General features: G+C 49.1%; 21 protein-coding genes, 1 tRNA gene and 1 pseudogene. 6 read left to right on the forward strand and 17 right to left on the reverse strand.

Going from position 1 to position 22,591, the window contains the following annotated elements:
- Positions 1-245: 245 nt before the first annotated feature.
- The 4 genes from ACJ2PR_RS28600 to ACJ2PR_RS28615 all read right to left on the reverse strand — a co-directional run bounded on the left by ACJ2PR_RS28600 (position 246) and on the right by ACJ2PR_RS28615 (position 3,717).
- Positions 246-1,106 (reverse strand): 3'(2'),5'-bisphosphate nucleotidase CysQ family protein, encoded by an 861-nt coding sequence (locus ACJ2PR_RS28600; RefSeq protein WP_446879526.1) that lies wholly within the window; start codon positions 1,104-1,106, stop codon positions 246-248.
- 95 nt (positions 1,107-1,201) lie between these two features.
- On the reverse strand, positions 1,202-1,555 hold the full coding sequence (locus ACJ2PR_RS28605; RefSeq protein ID WP_446860099.1) for a DUF1257 domain-containing protein: 354 nt from the start codon (positions 1,553-1,555) through the stop codon (positions 1,202-1,204).
- Between the two features lie 166 nt (positions 1,556-1,721).
- A complete protein-coding gene (gene ycf46 / locus ACJ2PR_RS28610) occupies positions 1,722-3,230 on the reverse strand; it encodes a stress-responsive protein Ycf46 (protein ID WP_446879527.1) in 1,509 nt (502 codons plus the stop codon).
- 139 nt (positions 3,231-3,369) lie between these two features.
- Positions 3,370-3,717 carry a hypothetical protein gene (locus ACJ2PR_RS28615; RefSeq protein WP_446879528.1) on the reverse strand — a complete coding sequence of 116 codons (348 nt, stop codon included), beginning with the start codon at positions 3,715-3,717 and terminating at the stop codon, positions 3,370-3,372.
- Positions 3,718-3,826: 109 nt separating this feature from the next.
- Between ACJ2PR_RS28615 and ACJ2PR_RS28620 the strand changes: the two genes are divergently transcribed.
- From ACJ2PR_RS28620 to ACJ2PR_RS28630, 3 genes are all read left to right on the forward strand, one after another.
- Positions 3,827-4,327, forward strand: a complete 501-nt coding sequence (locus tag ACJ2PR_RS28620) for a hypothetical protein (RefSeq protein WP_446879529.1) — start codon at positions 3,827-3,829, stop codon at positions 4,325-4,327.
- A 149-nt stretch (positions 4,328-4,476) separates the two neighbouring features.
- Entirely contained in the window at positions 4,477-5,223 is a 747-nt protein-coding gene (locus ACJ2PR_RS28625; protein ID WP_446879530.1) for an SH3 domain-containing protein, read from the forward strand.
- A gap of 343 nt (positions 5,224-5,566) precedes the next feature.
- Positions 5,567-6,355, forward strand: a complete 789-nt coding sequence (locus ACJ2PR_RS28630; RefSeq protein ID WP_446867007.1) for an SH3 domain-containing protein — start codon at positions 5,567-5,569, stop codon at positions 6,353-6,355.
- Between the two features lie 106 nt (positions 6,356-6,461).
- Here ACJ2PR_RS28630 and purB read toward each other — a convergent pair whose 3' ends face one another.
- The 7 genes from purB to trpS all read right to left on the reverse strand — a co-directional run bounded on the left by purB (position 6,462) and on the right by trpS (position 17,065).
- Entirely contained in the window at positions 6,462-7,823 is a 1,362-nt protein-coding gene (purB, locus tag ACJ2PR_RS28635) for an adenylosuccinate lyase (RefSeq protein ID WP_446867008.1), read from the reverse strand.
- 85 nt (positions 7,824-7,908) lie between these two features.
- Entirely contained in the window at positions 7,909-9,348 is a 1,440-nt protein-coding gene (locus tag ACJ2PR_RS28640; protein WP_446879531.1) for a C1 family peptidase, read from the reverse strand.
- Positions 9,349-9,531: 183 nt separating this feature from the next.
- The gene (locus ACJ2PR_RS28645) at positions 9,532-11,058 is read right to left on the reverse strand and encodes a YifB family Mg chelatase-like AAA ATPase (protein ID WP_446867010.1); all 1,527 of its coding nucleotides are present in this window, start codon (positions 11,056-11,058) and stop codon (positions 9,532-9,534) included.
- A 271-nt stretch (positions 11,059-11,329) separates the two neighbouring features.
- Positions 11,330-13,333 (reverse strand): tetratricopeptide repeat protein, encoded by a 2,004-nt coding sequence (locus tag ACJ2PR_RS28650; RefSeq protein ID WP_446879532.1) that lies wholly within the window; start codon positions 13,331-13,333, stop codon positions 11,330-11,332.
- A gap of 26 nt (positions 13,334-13,359) precedes the next feature.
- Positions 13,360-14,661: an ATP-binding protein gene (locus ACJ2PR_RS28655; RefSeq protein WP_446860109.1), complete on the reverse strand. Its 1,302-nt coding sequence runs from the start codon at positions 14,659-14,661 to the stop codon at positions 13,360-13,362.
- Positions 14,662-14,938: 277 nt separating this feature from the next.
- Positions 14,939-15,877 (reverse strand): methylenetetrahydrofolate reductase, encoded by a 939-nt coding sequence (locus tag ACJ2PR_RS28660; RefSeq protein WP_446879533.1) that lies wholly within the window; start codon positions 15,875-15,877, stop codon positions 14,939-14,941.
- A gap of 174 nt (positions 15,878-16,051) precedes the next feature.
- Entirely contained in the window at positions 16,052-17,065 is a 1,014-nt protein-coding gene (gene trpS, locus ACJ2PR_RS28665) for a tryptophan--tRNA ligase (protein WP_446879534.1), read from the reverse strand.
- A 254-nt stretch (positions 17,066-17,319) separates the two neighbouring features.
- On the opposite strand from trpS, the gene ACJ2PR_RS28670 reads away from it, so the two are divergent.
- Positions 17,320-17,616, forward strand: a complete 297-nt coding sequence (locus ACJ2PR_RS28670; RefSeq protein ID WP_446860112.1) for a hypothetical protein — start codon at positions 17,320-17,322, stop codon at positions 17,614-17,616.
- Between the two features lie 148 nt (positions 17,617-17,764).
- Positions 17,765-18,709 (forward strand): aldo/keto reductase, encoded by a 945-nt coding sequence (locus ACJ2PR_RS28675; RefSeq protein ID WP_446879535.1) that lies wholly within the window; start codon positions 17,765-17,767, stop codon positions 18,707-18,709.
- Here the strand turns inward: ACJ2PR_RS28675 and ACJ2PR_RS28680 are convergent.
- The 6 genes from ACJ2PR_RS28680 to ACJ2PR_RS28705 form a co-directional block, all read right to left on the reverse strand.
- Positions 18,706-18,870 (reverse strand): hypothetical protein, encoded by a 165-nt coding sequence (locus tag ACJ2PR_RS28680; RefSeq protein ID WP_446860114.1) that lies wholly within the window; start codon positions 18,868-18,870, stop codon positions 18,706-18,708. The genes ACJ2PR_RS28675 and ACJ2PR_RS28680 overlap by 4 nt on opposite strands.
- 176 nt (positions 18,871-19,046) lie before the next feature.
- Entirely contained in the window at positions 19,047-20,216 is a 1,170-nt protein-coding gene (locus tag ACJ2PR_RS28685; protein WP_446879536.1) for an aminotransferase class V-fold PLP-dependent enzyme, read from the reverse strand.
- Positions 20,217-20,246: 30 nt separating this feature from the next.
- Positions 20,247-20,318, reverse strand: a tRNA-Asn gene (locus ACJ2PR_RS28690).
- Between the two features lie 66 nt (positions 20,319-20,384).
- Positions 20,385-20,939, reverse strand: coding sequence for an NYN domain-containing protein (locus tag ACJ2PR_RS28695; protein ID WP_446879537.1), 555 nt, complete (start codon positions 20,937-20,939; stop codon positions 20,385-20,387).
- A 153-nt stretch (positions 20,940-21,092) separates the two neighbouring features.
- Positions 21,093-21,776 (reverse strand): ABC transporter ATP-binding protein, encoded by a 684-nt coding sequence (locus ACJ2PR_RS28700; RefSeq protein WP_446860117.1) that lies wholly within the window; start codon positions 21,774-21,776, stop codon positions 21,093-21,095.
- A 9-nt stretch (positions 21,777-21,785) separates the two neighbouring features.
- Positions 21,786-22,052: a hypothetical protein gene (locus tag ACJ2PR_RS28705; protein ID WP_446860118.1), complete on the reverse strand. Its 267-nt coding sequence runs from the start codon at positions 22,050-22,052 to the stop codon at positions 21,786-21,788.
- Between the two features lie 412 nt (positions 22,053-22,464).
- Here ACJ2PR_RS28705 and ACJ2PR_RS28710 point away from each other — a divergent pair.
- Positions 22,465-22,591 (forward strand): annotated as a pseudogene (locus ACJ2PR_RS28710) (photosystem II D2 protein (photosystem q(a) protein)); the annotation flags it as partial.

Below are 22,591 nucleotides of genomic sequence, written 5' to 3' on the forward strand. Positions count from 1 at the left end.
TGGATTGGCCGCAGCCAGCAACGGAAATAGCTCACTGAAAACTTCAGTCTGCATGAAAATGATCTTCAGGGAATTTTGTAGTGGACAATCACACGAGAAAACGTATCAGATGAGACACATCTCTTTCTATCTTGGCAAGAATTGATAGCCTTGTCTCAGGGCAATTCTACGGATTCTTAAAGGTTGCCAGGTAGAACAGTTGTGAATGCTCGATCGTTCTTCACCTTCAACCGTGAAGTCTACAGCTAAGAACTAACAACCGAGGCGATCGCTGTCCTCATTCTAGGCAATAGCGACTCTACATAGGGTGCCCATCCGATGACGATCGATTGCTGATGTGCCAAAGTTTCCAGGTTCATCGCGTCATCTGCATAGCTCAACTCGTTGCCGTTCAGGTCGCAGCAGACCAGTCCCGCGACTTTTGCTAGCGCCAGGGGTGCTACCGTATCCCAAACTTTCACTCGACCATTGAGATAAACATACAGCCCAGCCTGACCCATGATCACGTTCATCACCTTCAGCCCAAAGCTACCCAGCGAGTAGACAAATTCCACTTCAGGAATCGATCGAGAAATGGTCTCCCCAAATTTTTCTCGGTCTTTGTTACCAACAATCAAGCGAAAACGATCAGGCGAAGGCGGCTTGGGTTTAGAAGGTGATAGCTGCTGGGGTGTAAAGTCTGCGATCGCTTGCCACAATCCTTGGTCGCTCCCACCGTAGTACATCACATCCTGTTGGGGCGCATAGATCCAACCTGAGACAGGCTGATTTTTCTCTAGGAGTCCGACCATCACTGCATAGTCGGGTCGGCCGTGAATAAAGTCTTCCGTGCCGTCAATCGGATCAATGCACCAAAGCCGAGGATTACCGGACTGAAACTGCGCTCTCGACTCTGAATTCTCTTCTGTGATCACGCCATCTTGAGGAAAGAAGTGAGCAAATCCCGCAGAAAGTTGGCGATCGAGCATTCGATCCACATTCGTCACAAAGTCAGCCGGAGCCTTTTCAAAGATTTCTAACCCCTGGGCTGCCATTTGTTTTGCTTGCTGCCCGCACGATCGAATCAGCGATCGTATCTGAGTATCCCGGTCGTTATCAAAAGTCATGATGATTAGGAGGCAGCAGCAGTGCCATTTTGACACAAAAAAACGGGTTAACCTAACGAAGGGCTAACCCGCCAGCTTGGGAACGCGCAGAGAAACTACTTTTGCAGAACTAGCTTAACGTTCGCGTTTTGCAGACCAGGACGCTTGACCTCAGAGAGGGTCTTGTTCACAGCGTACTTCTGGTTGATAGAGTTGATCAATTCGGTTTGGTTGTGCTTTTTAGCAACGCCCCAGAGGTCAGCAATGAGGTCGAAAGAACCGTCAGCATTGCGGCTCCAGCCCAAATCGTATTCGCCTTCGAGGACTGCAACGATATCAGAGCGAACGCGCTGACCGTTGTAACCACGCACATCAGCTTCAGTTTTAACGTTGATGCCGAGGTCGCGAAGAGAAGATTTGAGGATTTCAGCGTCGGTGATCTTGGTACGCAGAGTGCTAAAGTGAGACATTGGGGTTTCCTCCAGTGGAAATTTGAAAACAACGACAACGTTTTACAAGTTGCGAGTTTTGAACAGTGAGCTTTGAGTCTAACAACTCGTCCCTCACGATTCATCGCTCTTTTGGACTACTGGCGATTGCCAGCCTTTCCTCCTGTTGGGAAGCAGGAGAAAGCTTTTAGAACTCAAGCCGCTGATATTCTGCGACTGAGGACGCAGCAGGTCGCGCTCGCTGCCTGGCCCAATCCCGAAGGGCCGTCACCTGCTCTGTCATGGTCTTGGATAAAGGCATTGTGGCTCGACTCGCCGCAATGATATCCAATTGGGTAAACTCTCTGTCTTGGGCAAAGGCTTCATACATGGCGGCCACGAGTCCTTGCTCGATTTCGGCACCAGAGAAGCCGTCACAGACACTTGCCAACTGATCCAAGTCAAATCGTTCAATCTCGCGGCGACGCTTGGATAAGTGAATTCTGAAAATCTCTTTTCGCTCTTCGGCGGTGGGCAGGTCAACGAAGAAGATTTCGTCAAATCGTCCTTTTCTAAGGAATTCTCCAGGAAGGCGTTCTACGCGATTCGCGGTCGCCATTACAAAGACGGGAGAAGTCTTTTCCTGCATCCAGGTGAGAAAGGAACCGAAAATCCGGCTAGAAGTCCCTCCGTCTGAATCAGCCGACCCGCTTGTTCCAGCAAAGGCCTTGTCCATTTCATCAATGAACAGAATTGCTGGAGAGATTGATTCAGCCGTTTTGAGCGCGTTGCGAAGATTAGCTTCCGATCGCCCCACCATCGATCCATCGTAGACTCGGCCCATATCCAGCCGCAGCAAGGGCAATCCCCACAACCGAGAGGTCGTCTTGGCGATTAGGGACTTACCGCAACCGGGTACTCCTAAAATTAGCATTCCTTTAGGTTGAGGTAAACCGTACTCTCTAGCTCTTTCGGTGAATGCGTTTGAGCGTTGAGTCAGCCACTTTTTCAATTCTTCGAGTCCGCCCACTGAGTTGAGAGTTTCATCTTCTTCGATATACTCCAGAATACCGTTGCGACGAATAAGCTGCTTTTTCTCAGAAAGAACAATGTCAACTTCTTCTTCGGTCAGGCGGCCTGCTGTCACCTGTGCTTTACGGTAGACCTTTTCCGCTTCATCTCGCGTCAGCCCTAGGGCTGCTTTCAACAACTTCTCGCGAGTCTCGGTTGTGATCTTGCGTCCACGAACTTGTTCAAGCTGGTTGGTCAAAACCTGATTCAGTTCCGCCATGTCAGGCAGGGCAAAATCAATGACAGCAACTTCTTTCTCAAGCTCGATCGGGATGTTTTGTACCGGAGACATCAGAATAATTGCCTTCTGAGTGCCTTTGAAGCTGGCGATCGCATCTCTAAGCCACCGAGTCACCGCAGGCGAGTCAATGAAAGGATGCAGGTCTTTGAAGACGAAGATACTAGGCTCTCGCTGACGCATCACCCACTCAACGGCCGCTTCGGGCGAAACCGTGTTGTGCTGAGTAACGTTGCGCGGCTGACCGTATTCAACAATTCCGTGAGTGACAGTCCAGAGGTAGACACGGCGAACAGGCTTGGCTTGGGCGATCGCAGCAATCGTCTGCTCGGCTCGCTCCTCTTCTGAGGTCACAAGGTAGATTAAAGGATATTGAGCTTGTATGAGAATATTTAGCTCTTCTTGCATAACCACCCAACTCATTAGAAACGGCGCAGATCGATTGTGATACGAGAGGTTCCCGACTGTCTGCTAGAAACGCCACAAAAGTAAAAAGTAGCGGTGAAGCAGGGGGAGGGGAAAACAAACTTTCTTTGTAAGGAGGTAACTAGCAGGGGACGAGTTCGCCCTCTCCTTGATTTCCGGCGGCAGAACCGACCTTCTGCTTTTCAACGGGAAGCGGCTCACCAGTCACTACACTAGGTTCTTTACCCAGAGGAACAATTTCACCATCCTTTAGAACGACTGGAGTCGTACACTCAGGACAGTTGTAAATCCGGTGAGTTCGACCGTGAGCTTCCTCTAGTTGTTCAACCATTTCGGGATGGGTGAGGTAGAAGACGAGTGCCTTTTCCGCTAGGGCTGACATCGCCTCAGCAGCAACGGCGGCTCGAATTTTTAGCTGTCGGTGCAATTCTGGCGGAAGATACAACGTGACTTTTTGCTTGTCTTGCATATAACTCTCAGTCGTTTTACCCGGGTATGTGAATCACGATATCGGCTGTTTTCGGGGCTGTCAAGATGCTAAACCAGCATGACGGCAATATTGTTACACTTCTTTACGAATGAGCGTGAATTTTAGAAACTTCTCCCCTAAAGTTAAGGTCATCTATCTCCTAGTGGGGATGGTTTTGACGGTCTTTTTGTCGGGCTGTGGAGCAAACGATCGCAACCAGGCTGGCAATTGGACAGTTTATCGAAACGATCGCTTTGGCTTTGAGTTTTTGTACCCCGATCGCTGGGTCGCCTCCATTACGCCAGAAAATCGAGACGGAATGGCCTTTAGCGACCCGACCAATCCCAACGTCGAGATTAGAGGCTGGGCAGGAACGGATCTCAGTAACCAAAGAAAGTCAACCCCGTCGAATTTTACGACTCAACAGGGAATTTCAGGAAATCTCGAAATCAAAGTTGACGCGAAGGTGAGTTCGATGACGATGACGATCGTGCAAAACAAGATTCGCTACAACTGGCGTGGTAGTGCCCCAAGTCAACAATTTGATGAGTTCTACCAATTTTTTTACTACATTGTCAGTCGCTTCAAGATCTATAGCGCTCCAAAATAGTTTGACTGCAAAGAAGTGCGAATCCAAGGGATTTTTGGGATCTGCACTATTTGTAGAAACTGTTTGTAAAAGAGGTTTCGCGATCAGTTTTGGGCAATCTACACACAAGACGGGTGGATAAAATTGTGTCGCAAAACTGAGGCGTTGTGATGGTTTCTAGAGTGAATGGTGTCTTGAAATCTCCTTTGGCAGTGGGAGTTTGTATTACAGCTATCGTTACAGTTGCAGGAACAATTTATGCAGTCTTAAGCCCTCGATCGGATTCCTCCACGCTCCAGTCAACGGCGATCGCAACTGCGACAAAACCTGACTGTCAGACGATCGTCAATGACCCACACCCGCCTCTGAACATCCGTTCTAGCCCTGTTGAACTGAAGGGCAACGTGGTTGGACAGGTCAAAAATGGTGAGACGCTGGCGGTGGTTGGAGGAAATGAATCCTGGTTTGAAGTGAGTTCGCCTGTGCGAGGTTGGGTGGATCAGTCGCTAACAAAGACCGTCTGTGGGAGGACTGCTCAAGTTGGTGATGCGAAAGCTGAGATTGCTCGGTCAAAGGAGTTGGTGCAGCAAGATCAAGGCGATCGTCTTTTGGCGAGTGCGATTTCGGTTTATCAAGCAGGAGATTTGCAGGGGGCGATCGCGCTAGTAAAAACAATTCCTTCTAGCAGTGTTGCTTACCCAAAAGCTCAAGCCAAGCTCAAAGAAATGCCGTCTGAATGGAAGCAGGCACAATTGCTTTACAACACCGCAGAAAAAGCACTCAAGCAAAGTAAATGGGAAGTGGTATTAAAGCTTGTAGATGAGTTTCCAGACATTCGGTTTTGGCGAGAGAAACTGGCTCCATTAGTTAAAAAAGCTATTGAGCTTCGGCATACAGCGAGTTCAAAATCTAAGTAAGAAACGATAACATCTCATTGATAAGGTCGAAACCTAATCGATTAGAAACATAGCAGTTCTAAATCGGTTGTGAGAATCTTCACATATCGGGTTATTAGTCATTAGTTACATAGCTATTGATTGACGATTAACCACGAACCACCGAATTATCACAACTTAGTTAGGATAGCTGTAGTAATGTTGATGGCACGATGATTGGAATAGATAATTGGTAACAGACCTGATAGGGGTTAGCAGTTGATCACTTTTTGGAAAAGTTGTGCATTTGACTGAAACTTATTGTTTGTTCCGATATTTACACCTGCCTTGGTGAAGTTAAGTGTGATCGCAGATACTCAAATATATGGCACCTAAATCGGTTCTTATTGTGGCAGGCTTAGCGGGGCTTGCTGCTGTTATGGGCATTACTTCCGCTGTGATGCAGTCTCAATCTCCTCAGCCAACGGTGACGGTTTCAGAATCACCTAACGCGATCGCGAGTGCATCCCCAACTCCCAACCCTCAAGCCACCAATTTCTCTGCGCCAAAACCTTCGGTGCAATCTCCTGCCGATCAGACAGTTGATCAAAATCCTGAACCAACGGAACCTGAAAACCCTGCGGAAGCGCTGCGTGAGGTGGAGTCTTGTAAGGTGACAATGGCAAAAGTGAGTGACCCAAATCCGCCTTTGAATGTGCGATCGACCCCCGACACCACTTCAAATGACAATGTGGTCGGTCAACTCAAAAACGGTACCTTTGTCACAGTTACGGGTGAGCAAGAAGGCTGGTTTCGGATCAGTACTCCGGTTAAAGGCTGGCTTTCGATTAAAAATGTGGAAAGTGGCTGTAATGGGAAGGTCGAGCGAGTCAGCTTTGGAAAGGGTGGAAACTCAGTGGAGATTAGCGATCGCTTTATTGGGGTCGGTTCTCATGAATATCGCTTGAACCTGGCAAAAGGTCAGATGTTGACGGTGAGAAGTGAGAAAGGAGATCTGCCGTTGATTTTTGCCCCAAATGGCAAGGTGATCAATGACCCTCAAGACGGAAAACAGGTTTGGATGAGCGAGCTTCCTTCGACAGGCGACTACAAATTGCAAATGGAGTCCAATTTCAAAGGCTACAAATACGCTTTCTCAGTAGAAGTGAAGTAGAAAGTCGGCGATTGGATCGGAGTAACAAAGACCCAGTAGATTGAAAGCAGGGATTTTGGGGTCGGTCACTCGTTGTTAGAATCTGCTGAAGCGAAGGCTGTAACCTTCAGATGCCTAGTCTTTGGTAAACCTGGTCTAGATTTTTGAGATGGGCTTGTGGATTAAAGCAGTCTTGGATCTCAGTGCTCGAAAGCTTTTCGGCGACTTGAGTATTTTCGGCAATCAGCTTACGAAAGTCACCTTCGGGTTTGTTCCAGGCTTGGTGGGCGCAGGACTGCACGATCGCATACGCTTCTTCACGTCCCATCCCCTTAGCCACAAGCGCTAATAGAACTCGCTGACTAAACACAACACTGCCGTAGAGGTTCATGTTGCGGCTCATATTTTCGGGGTAGACGAGCAGATTTTTCACCAAGTCGGTCGTCTCGACCAGCATAAAGTGAGTCAGAATGCAGGCATCGGGGAAGGCAACCCGTTCGACGGAACTGTGAGAAATGTCTCGTTCGTGCCAGAGCGCGACGTTTTCCAGAGCGGCAACAGCATATCCTCGAAGTAATCGAGCCATTCCGGTGAGGCGTTCTGATCGAATCGGGTTGCGCTTGTGGGGCATCGCTGAGGAGCCTTTTTGCCCTTTTGAGAAAAATTCTTCAACTTCGAGAACGTCGGTGCGCTGGAGGTTGCGAATTTCGACAGCGAAACGCTCGATCGACGCTCCCAACAAAGCCAGTCCATTCATAAAATCGGCGTGGCGATCGCGAGAAATCACCTGCGTCGAGGCGGCATCGGGTTCGAGTCCCAGGTTTTGGCAAGTGAGCGATTCGATTCTGGGGTCAATGTTGGCGTAGGTGCCGACGGCACCAGAAATTTGACCGACAGCAATGCTTTTTTTGAGGTTGCAGAGGCGATCACGATGGCGCAACATTTCGGCTAACCAGCCAGCGAGTTTGAAGCCGAAGGTGATGGGTTCTGCGTGGATGCCGTGCGATCGACCAATCATTACAGTGTTGCGATGTTGCTGCGCTTGGTAGCGAAGTGCTTGAATGAGTGCTTCTACCTGCGACATGATCAGATCTAGACTGGCGACGAGTTGTAGCGCCAAAGCAGTATCTAACACGTCGGAACTGGTCATTCCCAGGTGAATGTAGCGTCCTGAGTCGCCGACATATTCGTTGACGTTGGTGAGAAAGGCAATCACGTCATGACGGACTTCGGCTTCGATTTCTAAAATTCTTTTGGGGTCAAAATCTGCTTTTGCTTTGATTTCCTCCACTGCCTCTGATGGGATGTATCCCAGTTCTGCTTGAGCTTCACAGACTGCGATTTCGACCTGCAACCAGGTTTTAAATTTATAAGCTTCCGTCCACAAATTGCCCATTTCGGGCAGGGTATAACGCTCTATCAAGGCGATCGCACAGAATTCAACCGTCACATTGTAGCGTCTAATCTGCACGATAAATGGCGATCGCATCAGGGAGTTGGGTAGATTGGTTCGCGTCAGCCAGAATGCTTACTAAAACGAGGGTTAGCACTCTGGCTGCGATCGAGTGGGTTAACTATTCTTCGTCGGCTTCATACCCTTGATCTCCTCCGTCCTCCTCATATACTTCGTTCTCGCTGCTTTCTTCTTCGGATTCCTCTTCTAATTCCTCTTCTCCATCAGATTCTTCGTAGCTGTCTTCTAGTTCTTCAGATTCTTCGTCCTCGAATTCCTCATCGTCGCTGCTTTCCTCTTCGGATTCTTCGTAACTATCTTCTAGTTCTTCGTCCTCAAATTCCTCATTGTCGCTGCTTTCCTCTTCGGATTCTTCCTCTTCGGATTCCTCGTAACTGTCTTCTAGTTCTTGAGATTCCTCCTCGTCAAAGTCTTCAGATTCTTCGTAGCCGTCTTCTGTTTCTTCAGAGTATTCAATTGATGACTCAAATGCTTCGTATTCTTCTTCTGTTTCGTATTCCTCTTCGTATTCTAGATAGTAGAGCGATTCGAGGTCGCTGTGTTCTTCAATTGAGACATATCCCTGCTCCGCAATGTAGACGAGTTGCTCGGTGTATTCGACTTCGTAGGTTTCATCAAACAGGCTGATTACTTCGGAGTTTTGGGCAGCTCCGGGGCGTTGAAATGCGGCAGCGATCGCAGCCTTTTTGCCACTAAACAATGAGCCAGACTTACCTCGAATTCCTTGACTAAAATCAACATCGCTGACCTGACGAACTGCCCAACAATCGCCGTTGTAATCAGGCTTGGTCATGTAGTCGTAGGGAATATAGCAGTAGCCGCGATCGCCCCACTCTTCTCCCCAAGAATTGCGAACAATAAAGACTTGATCATCGTCTGAGTAGCCTACACATAGCATTGCGTGACCACCGTCGTGACTTTCGTTGTCTGGGTCAGGCATGGGAACTAATCCATTTGAGCCAGCTTGTTGAAAAGAGGAAAACAGTTGTAGCCCAAAAGCGAAGGGGTAGCCTTTTGCTAGAGAACTCCGCATTGCTTGCAGATCAACCTCTACACGGTAGGCGTTTTCGATTCTAAAATTGGCGGCTTCCTGGTAAGCTCGATCGCTGGGCTGGTCGTAGACCCGATCTAAATCAAATGACCAAGTGTTTTCTGAGCAAGCGCCATATTTTCGTAAGACTCGGACGCAACTGCGAAGATAAGTGCCTTCGTCTTGGCTGGTGTCACCATCTAACTCGCGAGCATTGTAGTAGATGAAGAGGCGGCTAACATCATTGCTCTGACCCATGAGACGATTGGCTAGATATTCATATGCGCCTGCCATTGCGTTTGCAGTACAACTATTAGAGTCGCCTTGATTCTCGACAGGGGTCAGGTATTCCCGCAAGTCAACGTTAGAGGGAAGATTGCGATCGCGATCACTAAATTTTTTGTCTCTAGGATTTTGCCTATCAGGACGATAACCGCCTAATTTAATTACTTGTCCGGACGGATTTTTAACTACAGTTGCCCGACGAACATGGCGATAATCTTTTGGCATAAAAAGCTCCTGAGATAGCTGGCTGGATTGCCTTCTGCTGCCTATGCTTCCCGAAACCAGAGGGGGGATAACTGCAACTTTGCAAACAGCATAATCAGGAGATTTGCTTAATAGCCTAGTTCGATAATTAATCAACAATCAATTGGTATTTGCACTGTTTGTCGAAACTTTCTGGATATGAATTTAGGACATGCGATCGATGGTGCGATATTGAATAGCTTCGGCAACATGATGAGTTTGTAGATGCTCATCAGCCGACAGATCAGCGATCGTTCTAGCGACTTTGAGAATGCGATCGCTGGCTCTCACCGATAGCCCCAATCTACGAATTGCATTTTCGAGTAAACTACGGGTCGCGTCGTCGAGAATGCACCATTTTCTCAAGTGGATGCTTTGCATTTCGGCATTGCAGCGCAGCGGGGTGTTTTCAAATCGTTGATAGGCGCGGTTGCGGGCGAGTTGAACGCGCGATCGTACCGTTGCCGAATCTTCACCATTGGGCTGCTGGGTAATTTCTTCGGGCTTGAGGCGGTTGACTCCAACTTGTAAATCGATTCTGTCCATTAAGGGCCCCGAAAGCTTTGCCCAATATTGCTCCCTAGCTCTCGGCGAACAGGTGCAAGGCTGAATGGTGTCTGCATAATAGCCACAGGGACAGGGATTAGTGCTGGCAACGAGCGTAAATCGGGCAGGAAATAAAACAGACTGACGAGTGCGAGAAATCGTGACGTGCCCATCTTCCAAGGGTTGGCGCAGAAACTCTAGAACGTCTCGCTTAAATTCTGTTAATTCGTCAAGAAATAAAATTCCCCTATGAGCTAGAGAGATTTCGCCAGGGCGCGGATAGCTGCCTCCTCCAACTAGCGAGGCTCCGGATGCAGAATGGTGAGGGCTACGAAAGGGACGAGTAGCGACCAGTGCACCTTTTTCTTTGAGCAGTCCTGCGACCGAGTGAATTTGGGTGACTTCTAGTGCTTCTTCAAAGGAGAGGGGTGGCAAGATTGCGGGCAATCGTCGGGCCAGCATGGTTTTCCCACTTCCGGGCGGGCCGACAAAGACAACATTGTGACCGCCAGCGGCAGCAATTTCTAGCGCGCGACGGGCATGGGATTGTCCTTTTACATCACGCAGATCGGGTGCGTCAATCTGCATTTGTTCTAGCTCTTTTTCGGCATCAATTTGGACAGGGAGATGAGCAGCAGGATTGCCCAAAAACTGACCAATTTCTGAGAGATGTTTGAATCCGTAAACGTTGAGTCCCTTGACGACAGCGGCTTCGCGAACGTTATCAGACGGGACGACTAAACCAGAAAATCCAAGTTGTTTGGCGGCGGCGGCGATCGCTAACACACCCGCAACAGGTCTCAACGATCCATCTAATGAAACTTCGCCTAAAAACAGATGAGTCTCCATAAGTTCAGCACTAACTTGCTCTGAGGCGGCGAGAATTCCTACGCTGATCGGTAAGTCGAAGCTCGGCCCTTCTTTGCGGAGGTCGGCGGGCGTAAGGTTGATTACAATTTTTCGCATCGGGAATGTGTAACCCGCATTTTTGAGCGCTGTTTTGACACGTTCTTTTGACTCTTGAACGGCGGTATCGGGCAGTCCGACGACGACAATTCCTGGCAATCCGCCTGCAACGTCTACCTCAACGCCCACTTTGACGGCATCAATTCCAATAAGTGACGCACTCCAAATTCTTGCCAGCATGATCTATTCCCCGACGGATGCTTGGGTAGAGTGCCCATTTTGCAGGAAGCAATGATCGACGATCGTCGAATCTGATTAGCAGCAACAAAATCAGTTCGATCCAGGTTTTTCGCTTTGTTTAGCAAGTCTTCTGCTCTAGAAGCCTGATTTCTGGGCTGCTGGCGATCGCGACTTTCAGAAAGCTTTAGCGCCAGAATTGAGCCTTCAAGCGATTCTCTCTACAGAAATGCCTACTTTACCGACCACCTTGATCGGTTTACTTGAGCCTTCTCTAGTCATCTACATCCTTTTTCTCGATCGCCGTGTCCACCACTTCTTCGACAAATCGACTGACCGCAGATGCTAGAGAAGGAGGCAACCGCTTGAGAAACCACTGCTTGACATAGGCCAATGTTGCCAAGTTGAGCTTTTTGGTTGTGAAGAGTTCACCCACTTCAGAAAGTCGTTCTAGCGCTTGATCCTTGACTTCACGAGGAGCTTCACCGCTCACCTGATCCCACAACTGACGAAATTCTTGCTGAAGTTTAACGAGATCGTCTTCCTCAGACGTTGGCTCCTTGGATGACAAATGTTTGCCGTTGCCATTCGTTCCTACATTAAACGAAATGGGAGTCAAGTATTCACTGTACTGTTGCTCTTTGTGTACTTTTTCTAACAACTCTTCAATCTCTTCGTTGTCGGGATCGATCTCCAAAGCTTTCTCCAGAACATCGATCGCGTCTTCTAGATGACCTTCTTCTCGGAGTTCTTCGCCATAATTGTGTAGCGCGAGTAAATAGCCGTCCTTAGCGCGAATCGGATCGACTTGATAAGCGCGATCGTAATGCTTCAACGCTTGAGAAAATTGCCGCAACTCGGTCAAGCTTTCGGCCAACTCAAACAGCGCTCCAAAATGATTGGGATTGAGATTCAAAACGCGGCTCAGTCCTGACAATACATTCACCGTTGTGGCAGTTTGGCGTAGGGCTTTGACGGCTTCATAAAGATGGTGCGCTTCAGCGTTGAGATGCTCTAGCTGCCAGATTTCTCGCCGGATTGAGTGCTTTCTGACCAGCCAGCGTCGCACCAGCTCGATCGTCACCCGATAGGCGGCCATCCGAGGCGGAATGCTGGTACCACTACGGCTTGTTCTCATGGGCACAGGCTGCAAAAACTTCCATTCAAACAAATTAAGCTCGGCCTGGCGCAGCGTCTCGGTTAGCATCACGCCACAATCGACCAGCAGTTCCAGCGGTTCGGCTTCGGTAAACTGGAGTGCTAAATATTCGTCTCGCAGTGTGGCCGCTTCCCCGACTTTGGTCAGCTTTAGTTCTGGAATCTCTGCGGCTGCCGAAAAAACAACTCGCTCTGGTAAAGGCAACCCATCCCAAAACCAGGTGATCCCACCTTCACCCAGCTCGATCGCTCGGCCTCGCCCGGTGCCTTCTCCGTTATCGACCACCCGCTGCACATCTGCCCGCGTAATTTTCCAGCGATTTTCTTCTCGTGCTTGAGCAAATAGCGCAAAACAAATCAGTTGGGTGAAATAAGGATGCCCCGCAGAAAGTTCGAGAATGGCGGCGATCGTGTCGGGGGTGTATTCTAAAACGCCTCGTGCGGGTTGGGTAATGAGTTGTTCAGCACTGCGGTTGTCCAAAAAGCCAACTTCTTGGTTGGGTGCTTCGCGAAACAATCCCAGCAGCCTCGGTAACTCGTGCAGTTGCCGCCCGACCACGGGAATAATAAATAGCTCTTTGTGTTCGTAAACCGCAGCTTGTAAGTAAGGAAAAAGATGACCTGGAGCCGCCTCTGAGTCATAGTCAGCCAGCGCGTCAAACTCATCCAACAACAGCACCAAATTTTGAGTTTTGAGTGCTTTGCGAAGATCGGGGAGAAAGCGATCGGCAAATAATTTTGGCTTGTGCTTGAGAAGAGCGATCGAGGGTAACTCCACCTGACCCATCAGATCAAAGTGTTCTAGCGAATCTCTCGCCAACTCATGCAGCACTTCGGCCAGGGGCTTTTGGCTATCTCCTTCTAGCGAAAGCGGAACAAACTCAAATCCCTCCAGGTCAACAAAATTGGGAATTTGCGCCAGCACAGAAGACTTGCCGATCCGCCGTTGACCGTGCAGCAAAATCACCTGGGCCCCCTGCACCAGATTGTCTGCAATGAACTGAAAGAGCGTGTCTCGCCCAAAAAACAGTTCTGACTCCGTGATCGGGCGACCAATGATGTACGGATTTCTCTGGTTAGACGAGAAACCTTCAAGATTTCTGCGATTGTGCGAGAACATATCAAGTTTTTGTCTATTGGGTTAGATTAACCCTGAATCAAGCCTTTGGGCAATGCTGCTGAGACTTTCCCAATCCATTCCAGCGTCGAGGGCACTTCTTCTTTGTGTTGCCATAGCCATTCGATCGCTTTTGTCACCGTTTCTGCTTGTTTATGGCTCATCAGGTTGAGAAACACCTTTTGACGATTTTGCAGCGATTCTTCGTTGCTATTTTCGATCTCCTTAATCACCCACCATTCCATCATCGACGATGCAAAGGCGTACCATTTTTTGCCTTCTTGTCTCCCCGAAACGATCGTGCCCTGCTCCTCTAGATCAGTCAGTTCTCGCTCTTTTTGACTAAAAACGAGATCCACATCTCCTAGATCGTAGCGCTTTTTGAGTAATCGACCCTTGAGGGCAGATAGCGCAATCAGCATCATCAAAGTTTGCTCAACCTCGCTGGCCAGCCGCCACATGTCTTGAAAATATTGCTCGGTTGCGCGTTCAAAATCTCTGGCAAACGCTTCGGCGCTGGGGACATGACCCGATCGCAGTTCTCGATAGAGCAAATGGCCTGCGTTTTGAAGCAAAGCTGGGTTACCATCAGCGATCTCTCGAATGCCATCGCGGAGGGCCGGAGTCATCGGCATTGAGCCAAGCAGGGCGGCGGCTTCCGTTTCGGTAAAGGGCTTGAGCGGCTGAAACAAATAGTGATTGTACCAGGGAGAACCGCCGGGTTTTAAAGCAGGCCCCAGTTCGTTAAGCCGTCGAATCGAGGTGACAACCATCGAGAGAAACTGTCGCTCTTTGGAGTGAGAAGCGAGATTTCGGCAGTCGCTCAAAAAGGTGGCAATGTCGGTGTCGGTGTAGCCGTCTTGGGGATGAAGTGCCGCGTCGTAGTCATCCACTAGCAGCACCAAAAATTTCTCATGTTTGCCCAGGGATCGCAGGATCGATCGCAGACTGTCTTTCGTGGTGGTTTCCTTGTCTAGCAGGGCACTAATTTCTGCCTGAAGGTCTGCTTCGCCGTCTAGCGCGTCTTTCATCAAGCTCAAAATTTCTCGCCAAAAGTTAGACCCATTAAATGGGTGAACGCTCAGACAACTCAGCAACACAATCACCGCAGCAGAAGGATTGTGTCCTCTCAGTTGCCACGCCAGGGGAGAGGCGAGCAGTTCTAACAGCGACGATTTGCCAATTCCCGGACTGCCCCAGATTGCCAGATTACTTTTGCTGAGAATTTGGTCAAAAGCCGTCTCGATTTCGGAAGTTCGCCCCGTAAAGAACGCAGGCGGAACAGGTTTACCGACAACAAAGGGATTACGGGAAATAATCGTTTCAGACATTCGTTTCAGTCATTAGGAAGGGCGATCGTCGGTTTTGCTATGAATTCAATTCCTTCGCTTCGGTGTTCAACGCTTCTGCCCCTAACCCTTCAACTCTGGGAGACTTTAAGACAAGATTTTTGGTTCAAAATCTCTTACTGATAGGAAGTTTGGGGAGCAAGCCGCGTCTGCAACCAGAGCTAAGAACATGAATTCACGTTGCTCTGAAATTCTAGCGATTCGTGTTGATAAAACTTTGGATAGCCCGATCGTAGCCCTTCCCTTTCACATCATCCACCTAGTTGGAGGATTTTGCTTCTACCGAAACTTTTGTCAGGGGAGCAATCCCCGCCAAGTCAAGGATCTGTGCGATCAAGTCTTCACGCTTGACGGCCATCATGTGAACGCCTTGACAGAGCTTCATCGCCAGTTGCACCTGTTCGGCAGCGATCATCACGCCTTCTTGAAGGGGATCAGCGGCCCGTTCTAAGCGATCGATAATATGATCCGGAATCTGCACCCCCGGCACACAGCGATTAATGAACTGAGCATTTTTGGCAGACTTGAGCAGAAAGATTCCCGCCAGAACTGGCTTTCCAGAAGGGGAACCGATTTGATCCATGAACTTCGCGAGTTTGTCAAAATCTGAAATTAGCTGACTTTGGAAGAACTGCGCCCCGGCTTCTAGCTTGCGATCGAAGCGACGCTGTAACCCTGACCAACTGCCACACTGAGGATCGACCGCCGCTCCTACAAACAGATCGGTTGCTTCGTCGGTCAACGGCTTTTCATTCAAGTCAAACCCCAAATTGAGCCGCCGAATCAGTTGCAACAGTCTGACCGACTCCAGTTCAAACACGGCTTTGGCATCGGGATGATCGCCCGCCTTCACCGGATCGCCCGTCAGCGCCAACACATTCCGAATCCCCAGCGCATGGGCCCCCATCAAGTCTGCTTGCAGACCGATACTATTGCGATCGCGACAGGCGACCTGCCAAATCGGTTCGATGTCATTTTGCAGCAGCAGAAACGACGAGACGAGCGAACACATCCGCATCACCGCCCGACTACCATCCGTAATATTGACCGCATGAACCCGCCCCCTGAGCGTCTGCGCCATCGCAATCATATGAGCCGGGTTACTGCCTTTAGGCGGAGCGACTTCTGCGGTGATCAGAAATTCTCCAGACAAAGCAGCCGTACGAAACGAGGAAATCGGAGCTTGAGTATCGAGCATGGGCAATGTGCAAGTTCAATGTGCAAGTTCAGGGTATTTGCTCTAGCCTATCGGTCATTTTGTCCAAAGTTAAAGGGACTCCACGAAGTTTTACGGCAGCTTAAAGAGAAGAGTTTTAATTCTTTAGCTTCAGAAGCCTTCACTCCTCACTCCTCACTCCTCACCCCTCACCCCTCACTCTCCCGGCAACGCATATCCCAACGCTTGCTTGGCCTTTTTGAGGGTTTGATTGGCGATCGCCCCCGCCTTTTCCCGTCCCTCTTTTAGCACCGACTCCAGATAACTTCTGTCCTCCATAATGGCGCTGTATTTTTCTTGAATAGGCTGGAGGGCGGCGATCGTCGTTTCGGTCAGTAACGGTTTGAATTGTCCCCAGCCCATCTCTCGACATTCTGCGGCGACGGCTTCCTGAGTTTGCCCAGATAAAATCATGTACAGCGTCAGCAAATTATTGCACTCTGGACGCTCCGGGTCGCCAAACACCAGCCCTTTGATCGGATCAGTTTTACACTTTTTGATCTTGTTGCGAATCACATCCGGCGGGTCGAGCAGATTGATCCGACTCAGTTCTGAAGGATCAGATTTCGACATTTTTTTGGTGCCGTCTGTCAAACTCATGACTCGTGCGCCCGCCGATCGAATCAGCGCATCCGGACGCTTGAGAACAGGATGATCAGGAGTCGCAAATTTATGATTGAAGCGATCGACCAGATCACGGGTCAGTTCTAGATGCTGCTTTTGGTCTTCTCCGACGGGCACTTTATCGGGTTCGTACAGCAAGATATCAGAAGCCATCAGCACTGGATAGGTCAGCAGTCCCGTCCCGACTTCTTGCCCTTGCTTCACCGCTTTTTCTTTGAACTGGATCATATCTTCCAGCCAGTTTAAGGGCGTGATGCAACTCAGCAACCAGGCAAACTCCGTATGAGCAGGCACCTGAGACTGAACAAAAATCGTGCTGTACTGCAAATCCAATCCACAGGCTAAATAGAGAGCCGCGATCGTATAAGTGTCGGCCGCCAGCGTTTTGGGATCGTGGGGTACTGTAATCGCGTGCAGATCTGCTAGAAAGAAATAATTGTCATACTGACTTTGATCCTCTACCCAGTTGCGGATCGCACCCAAATAGTTTCCCAGATGGAGATAGCCCGTTGTTTGGATGCCAGAAAGAACTCGCTGCCTCGTCATACGCTTGAATAATAGGTCGGGTGAGATAGCCTAAAGCTACAATTAAAAAATGTAACAAATCCTCAGCAAGCTAAGGGCGATCGTTGAGTTTCGTCAAGAGAATTTCAGCAGGCTTGTAAACTTTGAACGGTTGCTCAGAAGCTCGATGGCCAAAAAGCCTGAAGGCAGAAAACTCTGAGGCTAACCGTTCAAAATTTCAGGATCGCCCCTGCCAATCGCGTCTGTTATCAGGAGAAGCTTCCAGTTCACTTATTATGCAACCACTTACCCAACATCAACTCGATCAGCTTCAAGTCTGTCTTCATCTCGCTCAAGATCCGACTCAGCACACTCAAGCTACAGAAGCCTTTTCATACTTACAGTCCACCGTGTCAGAAGACTCTCCCGCTAAAGCGTTACTCAATGCCCTATGGACGGAAGTTTTGACTGCCCGGCGATCGGCTGCTTTTTGGCAACAACTCAGCAATGTCGAAAAAGAAGTCTCCGAGCGGCTGGCCCAAAACCACGTTCAACTTCAGCAAAACTATTTACGTCTGGTTCGAGAACAGTAAGCGTTCCTTAAATTCATGTTTTCCCTTCTTAGAAGGGTTTGGGTGATCTCCACACTGAGCGCTCTAGGCAGTGATTTTCCCAGCCCTTCTTAAGGAGAACTCAATCAAGTCACACATCCTGCCAAGTTCCCTGCATTTGTTTTTTGCCATGCGTTCTCCTTCAAAGTTGGGTCTGTCTGCTCTCACAGTCGGCTGTTGGCAATTAGACGATCGCAGTTGGAAGCCCATTCCCGAAGCCAGTCTCGAACGCGCGATCGACACTTATCTGGCGCGAGGCGTTCACTCGTTTGATACGGCTGACATTTATGGACGCAGTGAGCAGGTTTTGGGACGATTGCTCAAAGGGCGAGACTGCACGGTGTTGACGAAGGCAGTTTTTTTTAGCGGCGTTCCTTCTGCCAACCAGATTCGCAGCAAGATCGAGAATTCTTTACGAAATTTGCAGCGCGATCGCCTTGATTATGTTCAGATTCACTGGCACGATCCGCAGCTTGATTTTGCGTCCACGTTTGCTCAATTTAACGATTTGATCGAGCAGGGCAAAATTACCAAACTAGGGGTGACCAACTTCAATACGTCCATGATAGAAAAGGCGATACAATACGCGCCGATCGACCTTCATCAGCTTCAATACAGCCTGATTGACCGCCGAGTCGAAAATGGAATGCAAGCGTTTTGTCTCAAACACCAGATCAAAATTTTGCCTTACGGGCCACTGGCAGGTGGCTTTTTGTCTGATAAATATCGAGGCGTTGCCGCTCCCCAAATGGCTCCTGACCACGCCCAATCTTTTTACTACAGCAGTATGATACACGCTCATGGAGGCTGGACTCCCGTCACTGCACTGTTAGAGACGATGGCTCAGGTCGCTCAAAAATACAAAAAGACGATCGCTCAAGTTGCCTTAAACTGGGTAAAACAGCAGCAGGGTGTACAGTCTGTGATCTCTGGACTGACTCTCGATCGCCAACACATTCAACAAAATGTAGACGCTTTTACCGAGAACCTGGATGCTGAAGACCTGCAACTCTTATCAGAACGATCGTCTCATCTGTTTCAGCAAGATGGTGACATCTATTCTTACGAGCGCTAGTCCCGGCGAGATTCGACGCTTTTAGCGAGACACCGTTCTAATAGCTCGACTTGATAATGATGGTTAAATCGACGCGGATCTAAAACAAGCGGATAGGCAGATTGAAAGACGGGCTGAGTCAGATATTGCCAGAGCGGAAATTTGAGAGGATGAAGTGGCATGAGTTAAGCGTCCAGGTAGCGGTGTGCGGCACGTCGCAGTCGTGCAGTTCTAACTCGCTTAAGGTGCCCAACCCGCTCTTGTCAGGTTCTAGGAAGGATTGCGGAATCTGAACTAGCATTTGGCTACACGAAGTCTGTAATTCCCAGGAGAAGCGCTGTCACTTGAGAACCCGATGCTACAAAAGCGTAAGTAACGATCGCCCCAAATAGTCGTACTGATCCAACTGGTTGTAAATCTGGGCAGAAATGCGGACGAGTCGCCTGGGAACTGTGGGATAAGGCACGATCAGCACTTCGATGCCAAACTGTTCTAGCAGAGCATCCTGTAACGCTGTGTAGGAGCCATCCGGTAGCGGCAAGGTCGCTAGAGCACCCACCATTTCATCAGGACTGGGTGCAGAAACCTGCAAAGTCTGACTGAGAATCTGTCTCGCTGCCAACGCTTTGGCTCGATTTTGCGCCATCAACTCAATCCAACCACCCGGCAAAAGCGAACCCATGAACCGAATCGCTTCTGGCACACTTAAATAGGCAGTTGGATCGTCTGTTCCCGTCCAATCGAACTCTAACTGAAAGCGAGAACGATCGCGCCTCGGCGAATTTGCTCCATGACTGATCGTGAGCGGACGAATCTCAGCCTGTCTGTCCCGCTGCACGTATAGAAAAGCGGCTCCCTTCGGAGCACAGAGCCACTTGTGACAGTTGCCCGTATAGTAAGTCGCCCCCAGTTTCGCTAAATCAATTTCCACCATTCCCGGCGCGTGGGCCCCGTCAATTAGCGTGTCGATTCCCTGATTTCTGAAGGCTTGGATCAGTTGAGCGATCGGAAACATCAACCCCGTCTGACTGGTGACGTGATCCAGTAGCGCCAATCGAGTTTTGGGAGTGACCGCTTTGAGAATGGGTTCGATAATCTGATTTGAATGAGCGATGGGGTAAGGCACCTCAGCTACCACAACCGTGGCCCCACTCCGTTCTGCTACAAAATCTAGTGCGTTTCGACAGGCGTTGTATTCCTGGTTGGTCGTCAACAACTCATCCCCAGGCTCAAATCTCAGCGATCGCAGAACAGTATTAATTCCCGTCGTCGCATTAGGGACAAATACCAAACTATCTATCTCAGCCTTGAGAAATTCAGCCAACTCAATTCTGACTTGATCAAGCAACTCCTCCAGATCTCGCCCAAAAAACTGTAAGGGCTGCCGCTCAATCCGCTCCCGTAAAGCCTGCTGAAACTCCAACACAGGCAAAGGACAAGCCCCAAACGAGCCATGATTGAGAAACGTGACCTGCGGATCAAGCGACCAATATTTTTGGATGTCTGACTCGTGAGATTTGAAACGCAAAGCTTCATCCCTCATCCCTAACTTTTAAAACTCCCCAGGCTGGATTCGAACCAGCGACCAATCGATTAACAGTCGATCGCTCTACCACTGAGCTACTGAGGAACGTGCGCTCATTGCGAATCCTATATTACCGATAAACAAAACGATTTGGCAAGCCTTTTCTAAAATTCATTCTTCGAGCTTACCGTGACGTAGATTTGCGAGGCGTTGTTGCGCGATCGGATCAAGTGAATTGAATAAAAAGCGACCAGAAGATTTTTTGCTGTCTTTTTGTTTGCGCTTAACTCGACGAGCAATATGATCGACCTCATTGGCAAGCTGTTGAGCCGACATCCACTCTGCTCCATAGCCGACAACCGTAAGCTGCTGGGCGCGATCAGAGGTCGCTACAATCAGCCTTTGCTTAAATTTGCGAATATCATGCCGAAAATTTGCACAGGTACGCTCAATATAGGTGTCCGCAGTTTGCCCCAAGTCTGTATAGTGAACGCACAAATGCTCGGTGATCACTTCACGATTGCTGGGACTATCGCGATATTGGGCATCAAACACCACCTGCGTGTCGAACCCCTGGAACGCACTGTAGCCCATTAGCGCTTCGACTAATTTGCGCCTGGCTTCTTCAAGTCCTTCACGATCGCGCACCTGTTTTAGATCATGCCAAGCTCCGACTATGTTATAGCCGTCCACTAACAACATGGCTTGGGGCGTGGAGCGTGGCATCGCTCAAAAAGGTAGGTTGACTTTAGTACGTATTCCTCACTTCCTTAATAGTTGCACCTTTAAACAAAACTTGTACACAAAAGTTTGCACTTTAGGTTAGCGACAACTGACGTAAACCCAGTCACGGCTTAACTTTTGCGATTTTAAATCGATTTACAATTCTGGGACTTCCATCTGCATCAACCGCTCTCTCAATCTCTGAGGGTCGCCCTTATCCACCACCTGTCCGTTCTCTAACAAAAACGCGCCATCGCAGTAGTTCAACTCTTCAAGACGATGCGTGACCCAAAGAGCTGTCATTCCTCTGCTGGCAACTAACTTTTGCACCTGAGCAACGAGATCTAACTGACTATCCGGGTCAAGCAGCGCAGTCGGTTCATCTAAAAGGAGAACTTCGCAATGTCGGGCAATGGCTCCCGCGATCGCCACTCTCTGTTTTTGTCCCCCGCTCAAGGCATAAATCGGGCGACGCTGAAAGGCCATTAAATTTACCGCAGACAAAGCTTCTTCGACGCGCTGTCGAGTTTCCAATGTCGATAATTTTTCTGGCACCAGCCCAAATGCTACATCTGCGCCCACCGTCGGCATCACAAGCTGATGGTCGGGATTCTGAAACACAAAGCCTACAGGGGGTGATATTTGAACCTCCCCTGCTTCTGCTGTCAGTAACCCCGCCAACAACCTTAATAACGTTGATTTGCCGCTGCCATTCGTGCCTAACAGCATCCAAAACTCCCCTCTGGGAACCTCCAAAGAGCAAGATTGCAAAATTGCTCCGCCTTTGGGAAATCCAAAACAGAGATTGTGAACTTGAATGGCCAGCGTTGAATCAGTCATGCTGCAAAACTATTCCGCCATCGCAAAGAAACCAGGTGTTCTGCCCGAAGATGAAGCACTCGATTTCTCATAAACGGACACAGCCGCGATCGTGTCGCTAAGAACGGCGAGTTTCTTTTCGATCTGTCGATCGCAGGTCAGCTCCATTAATTTGCTGCCTCCCGATCGCATCGCTTCAACGATCTCTTGATAGGTAGCGTCCGCTTCTTCGGCTGATTTGCGCTGCACTGAAAGGGGAATGGGCGTGTTTTTGAGAGTCAATTCAATGATGAACATAGTGTAAAGTTCGTTACGGAGAGCCAAACTCTAGTATCGCAAATCTGACGAGCAACGGCTTGGCCAAAATTTTGTAATCAGAAATGCCCTTTGCCAGATTCACCGATAGCTCTCCAAATCTCTGCCAAACTCCAATGCAATACCTGAGCTGCCCAGAGTTGCCGCCTTTCTGAAGTCCAACCTGCGCGATCGAAACATTATTTTGCAGGGACTATGTAAACAAATATATACAAATTCTCATTTCAAACCGCAATCTAGCTAGAAATTTCTGAGACATGCCTCTATAATCAGTGACATAGTAAAGAAAAGTAAACTTTGTCTCCAGCGTTGCTCACTTTCTATGTAAGGCGCTAGATCTAAGACAAGGTGCTTTGCCACTGTACTTATCTAAACTTTTTTGGAGCTTTGCGCTATGACCATTGCAGTTGGACGCGCGCAACAACCGAGCAGAGGCATCTTTGATGCCCTCGACGACTGGTTGAAACGCGACCGCTTCGTCTTCATCGGCTGGTCTGGTCTTCTGTTGTTCCCCTGCGCCT

It is taken from the genome of Phormidesmis sp. 146-33, assembly GCF_052939515.1.

Excerpts from the sequence above, each read along its gene's own strand:
- ACJ2PR_RS28600 (WP_446879526.1), bottom strand. The coding sequence starts at position 1,106 with ATGACTTTTGATAACGACCGGGATACTCAGATACGATCGCTGATTCGA.
- ACJ2PR_RS28605 (WP_446860099.1), bottom strand. The coding sequence starts at position 1,555 with ATGTCTCACTTTAGCACTCTGCGTACCAAGATCACCGACGCTGAAATC.
- ycf46 (WP_446879527.1), bottom strand. The coding sequence starts at position 3,230 with ATGCAAGAAGAGCTAAATATTCTCATACAAGCTCAATATCCTTTAATC.
- ACJ2PR_RS28615 (WP_446879528.1), bottom strand. The coding sequence starts at position 3,717 with ATGCAAGACAAGCAAAAAGTCACGTTGTATCTTCCGCCAGAATTGCAC.
- ACJ2PR_RS28620 (WP_446879529.1), top strand. The coding sequence starts at position 3,827 with ATGAGCGTGAATTTTAGAAACTTCTCCCCTAAAGTTAAGGTCATCTAT.
- ACJ2PR_RS28625 (WP_446879530.1), top strand. The coding sequence starts at position 4,477 with ATGGTTTCTAGAGTGAATGGTGTCTTGAAATCTCCTTTGGCAGTGGGA.
- ACJ2PR_RS28630 (WP_446867007.1), top strand. The coding sequence starts at position 5,567 with ATGGCACCTAAATCGGTTCTTATTGTGGCAGGCTTAGCGGGGCTTGCT.
- purB (WP_446867008.1), bottom strand. The coding sequence starts at position 7,823 with ATGCGATCGCCATTTATCGTGCAGATTAGACGCTACAATGTGACGGTT.
- ACJ2PR_RS28640 (WP_446879531.1), bottom strand. The coding sequence starts at position 9,348 with ATGCCAAAAGATTATCGCCATGTTCGTCGGGCAACTGTAGTTAAAAAT.
- ACJ2PR_RS28645 (WP_446867010.1), bottom strand. The coding sequence starts at position 11,058 with ATGCTGGCAAGAATTTGGAGTGCGTCACTTATTGGAATTGATGCCGTC.
- ACJ2PR_RS28650 (WP_446879532.1), bottom strand. The coding sequence starts at position 13,333 with ATGTTCTCGCACAATCGCAGAAATCTTGAAGGTTTCTCGTCTAACCAG.
- ACJ2PR_RS28655 (WP_446860109.1), bottom strand. The coding sequence starts at position 14,661 with ATGTCTGAAACGATTATTTCCCGTAATCCCTTTGTTGTCGGTAAACCT.
- ACJ2PR_RS28660 (WP_446879533.1), bottom strand. The coding sequence starts at position 15,877 with ATGCTCGATACTCAAGCTCCGATTTCCTCGTTTCGTACGGCTGCTTTG.
- trpS (WP_446879534.1), bottom strand. The coding sequence starts at position 17,065 with ATGACGAGGCAGCGAGTTCTTTCTGGCATCCAAACAACGGGCTATCTC.
- ACJ2PR_RS28670 (WP_446860112.1), top strand. The coding sequence starts at position 17,320 with ATGCAACCACTTACCCAACATCAACTCGATCAGCTTCAAGTCTGTCTT.
- ACJ2PR_RS28675 (WP_446879535.1), top strand. The coding sequence starts at position 17,765 with ATGCGTTCTCCTTCAAAGTTGGGTCTGTCTGCTCTCACAGTCGGCTGT.
- ACJ2PR_RS28680 (WP_446860114.1), bottom strand. The coding sequence starts at position 18,870 with ATGCCACTTCATCCTCTCAAATTTCCGCTCTGGCAATATCTGACTCAG.
- ACJ2PR_RS28695 (WP_446879537.1), bottom strand. The coding sequence starts at position 20,939 with ATGCCACGCTCCACGCCCCAAGCCATGTTGTTAGTGGACGGCTATAAC.
- ACJ2PR_RS28700 (WP_446860117.1), bottom strand. The coding sequence starts at position 21,776 with ATGACTGATTCAACGCTGGCCATTCAAGTTCACAATCTCTGTTTTGGA.
- ACJ2PR_RS28705 (WP_446860118.1), bottom strand. The coding sequence starts at position 22,052 with ATGTTCATCATTGAATTGACTCTCAAAAACACGCCCATTCCCCTTTCA.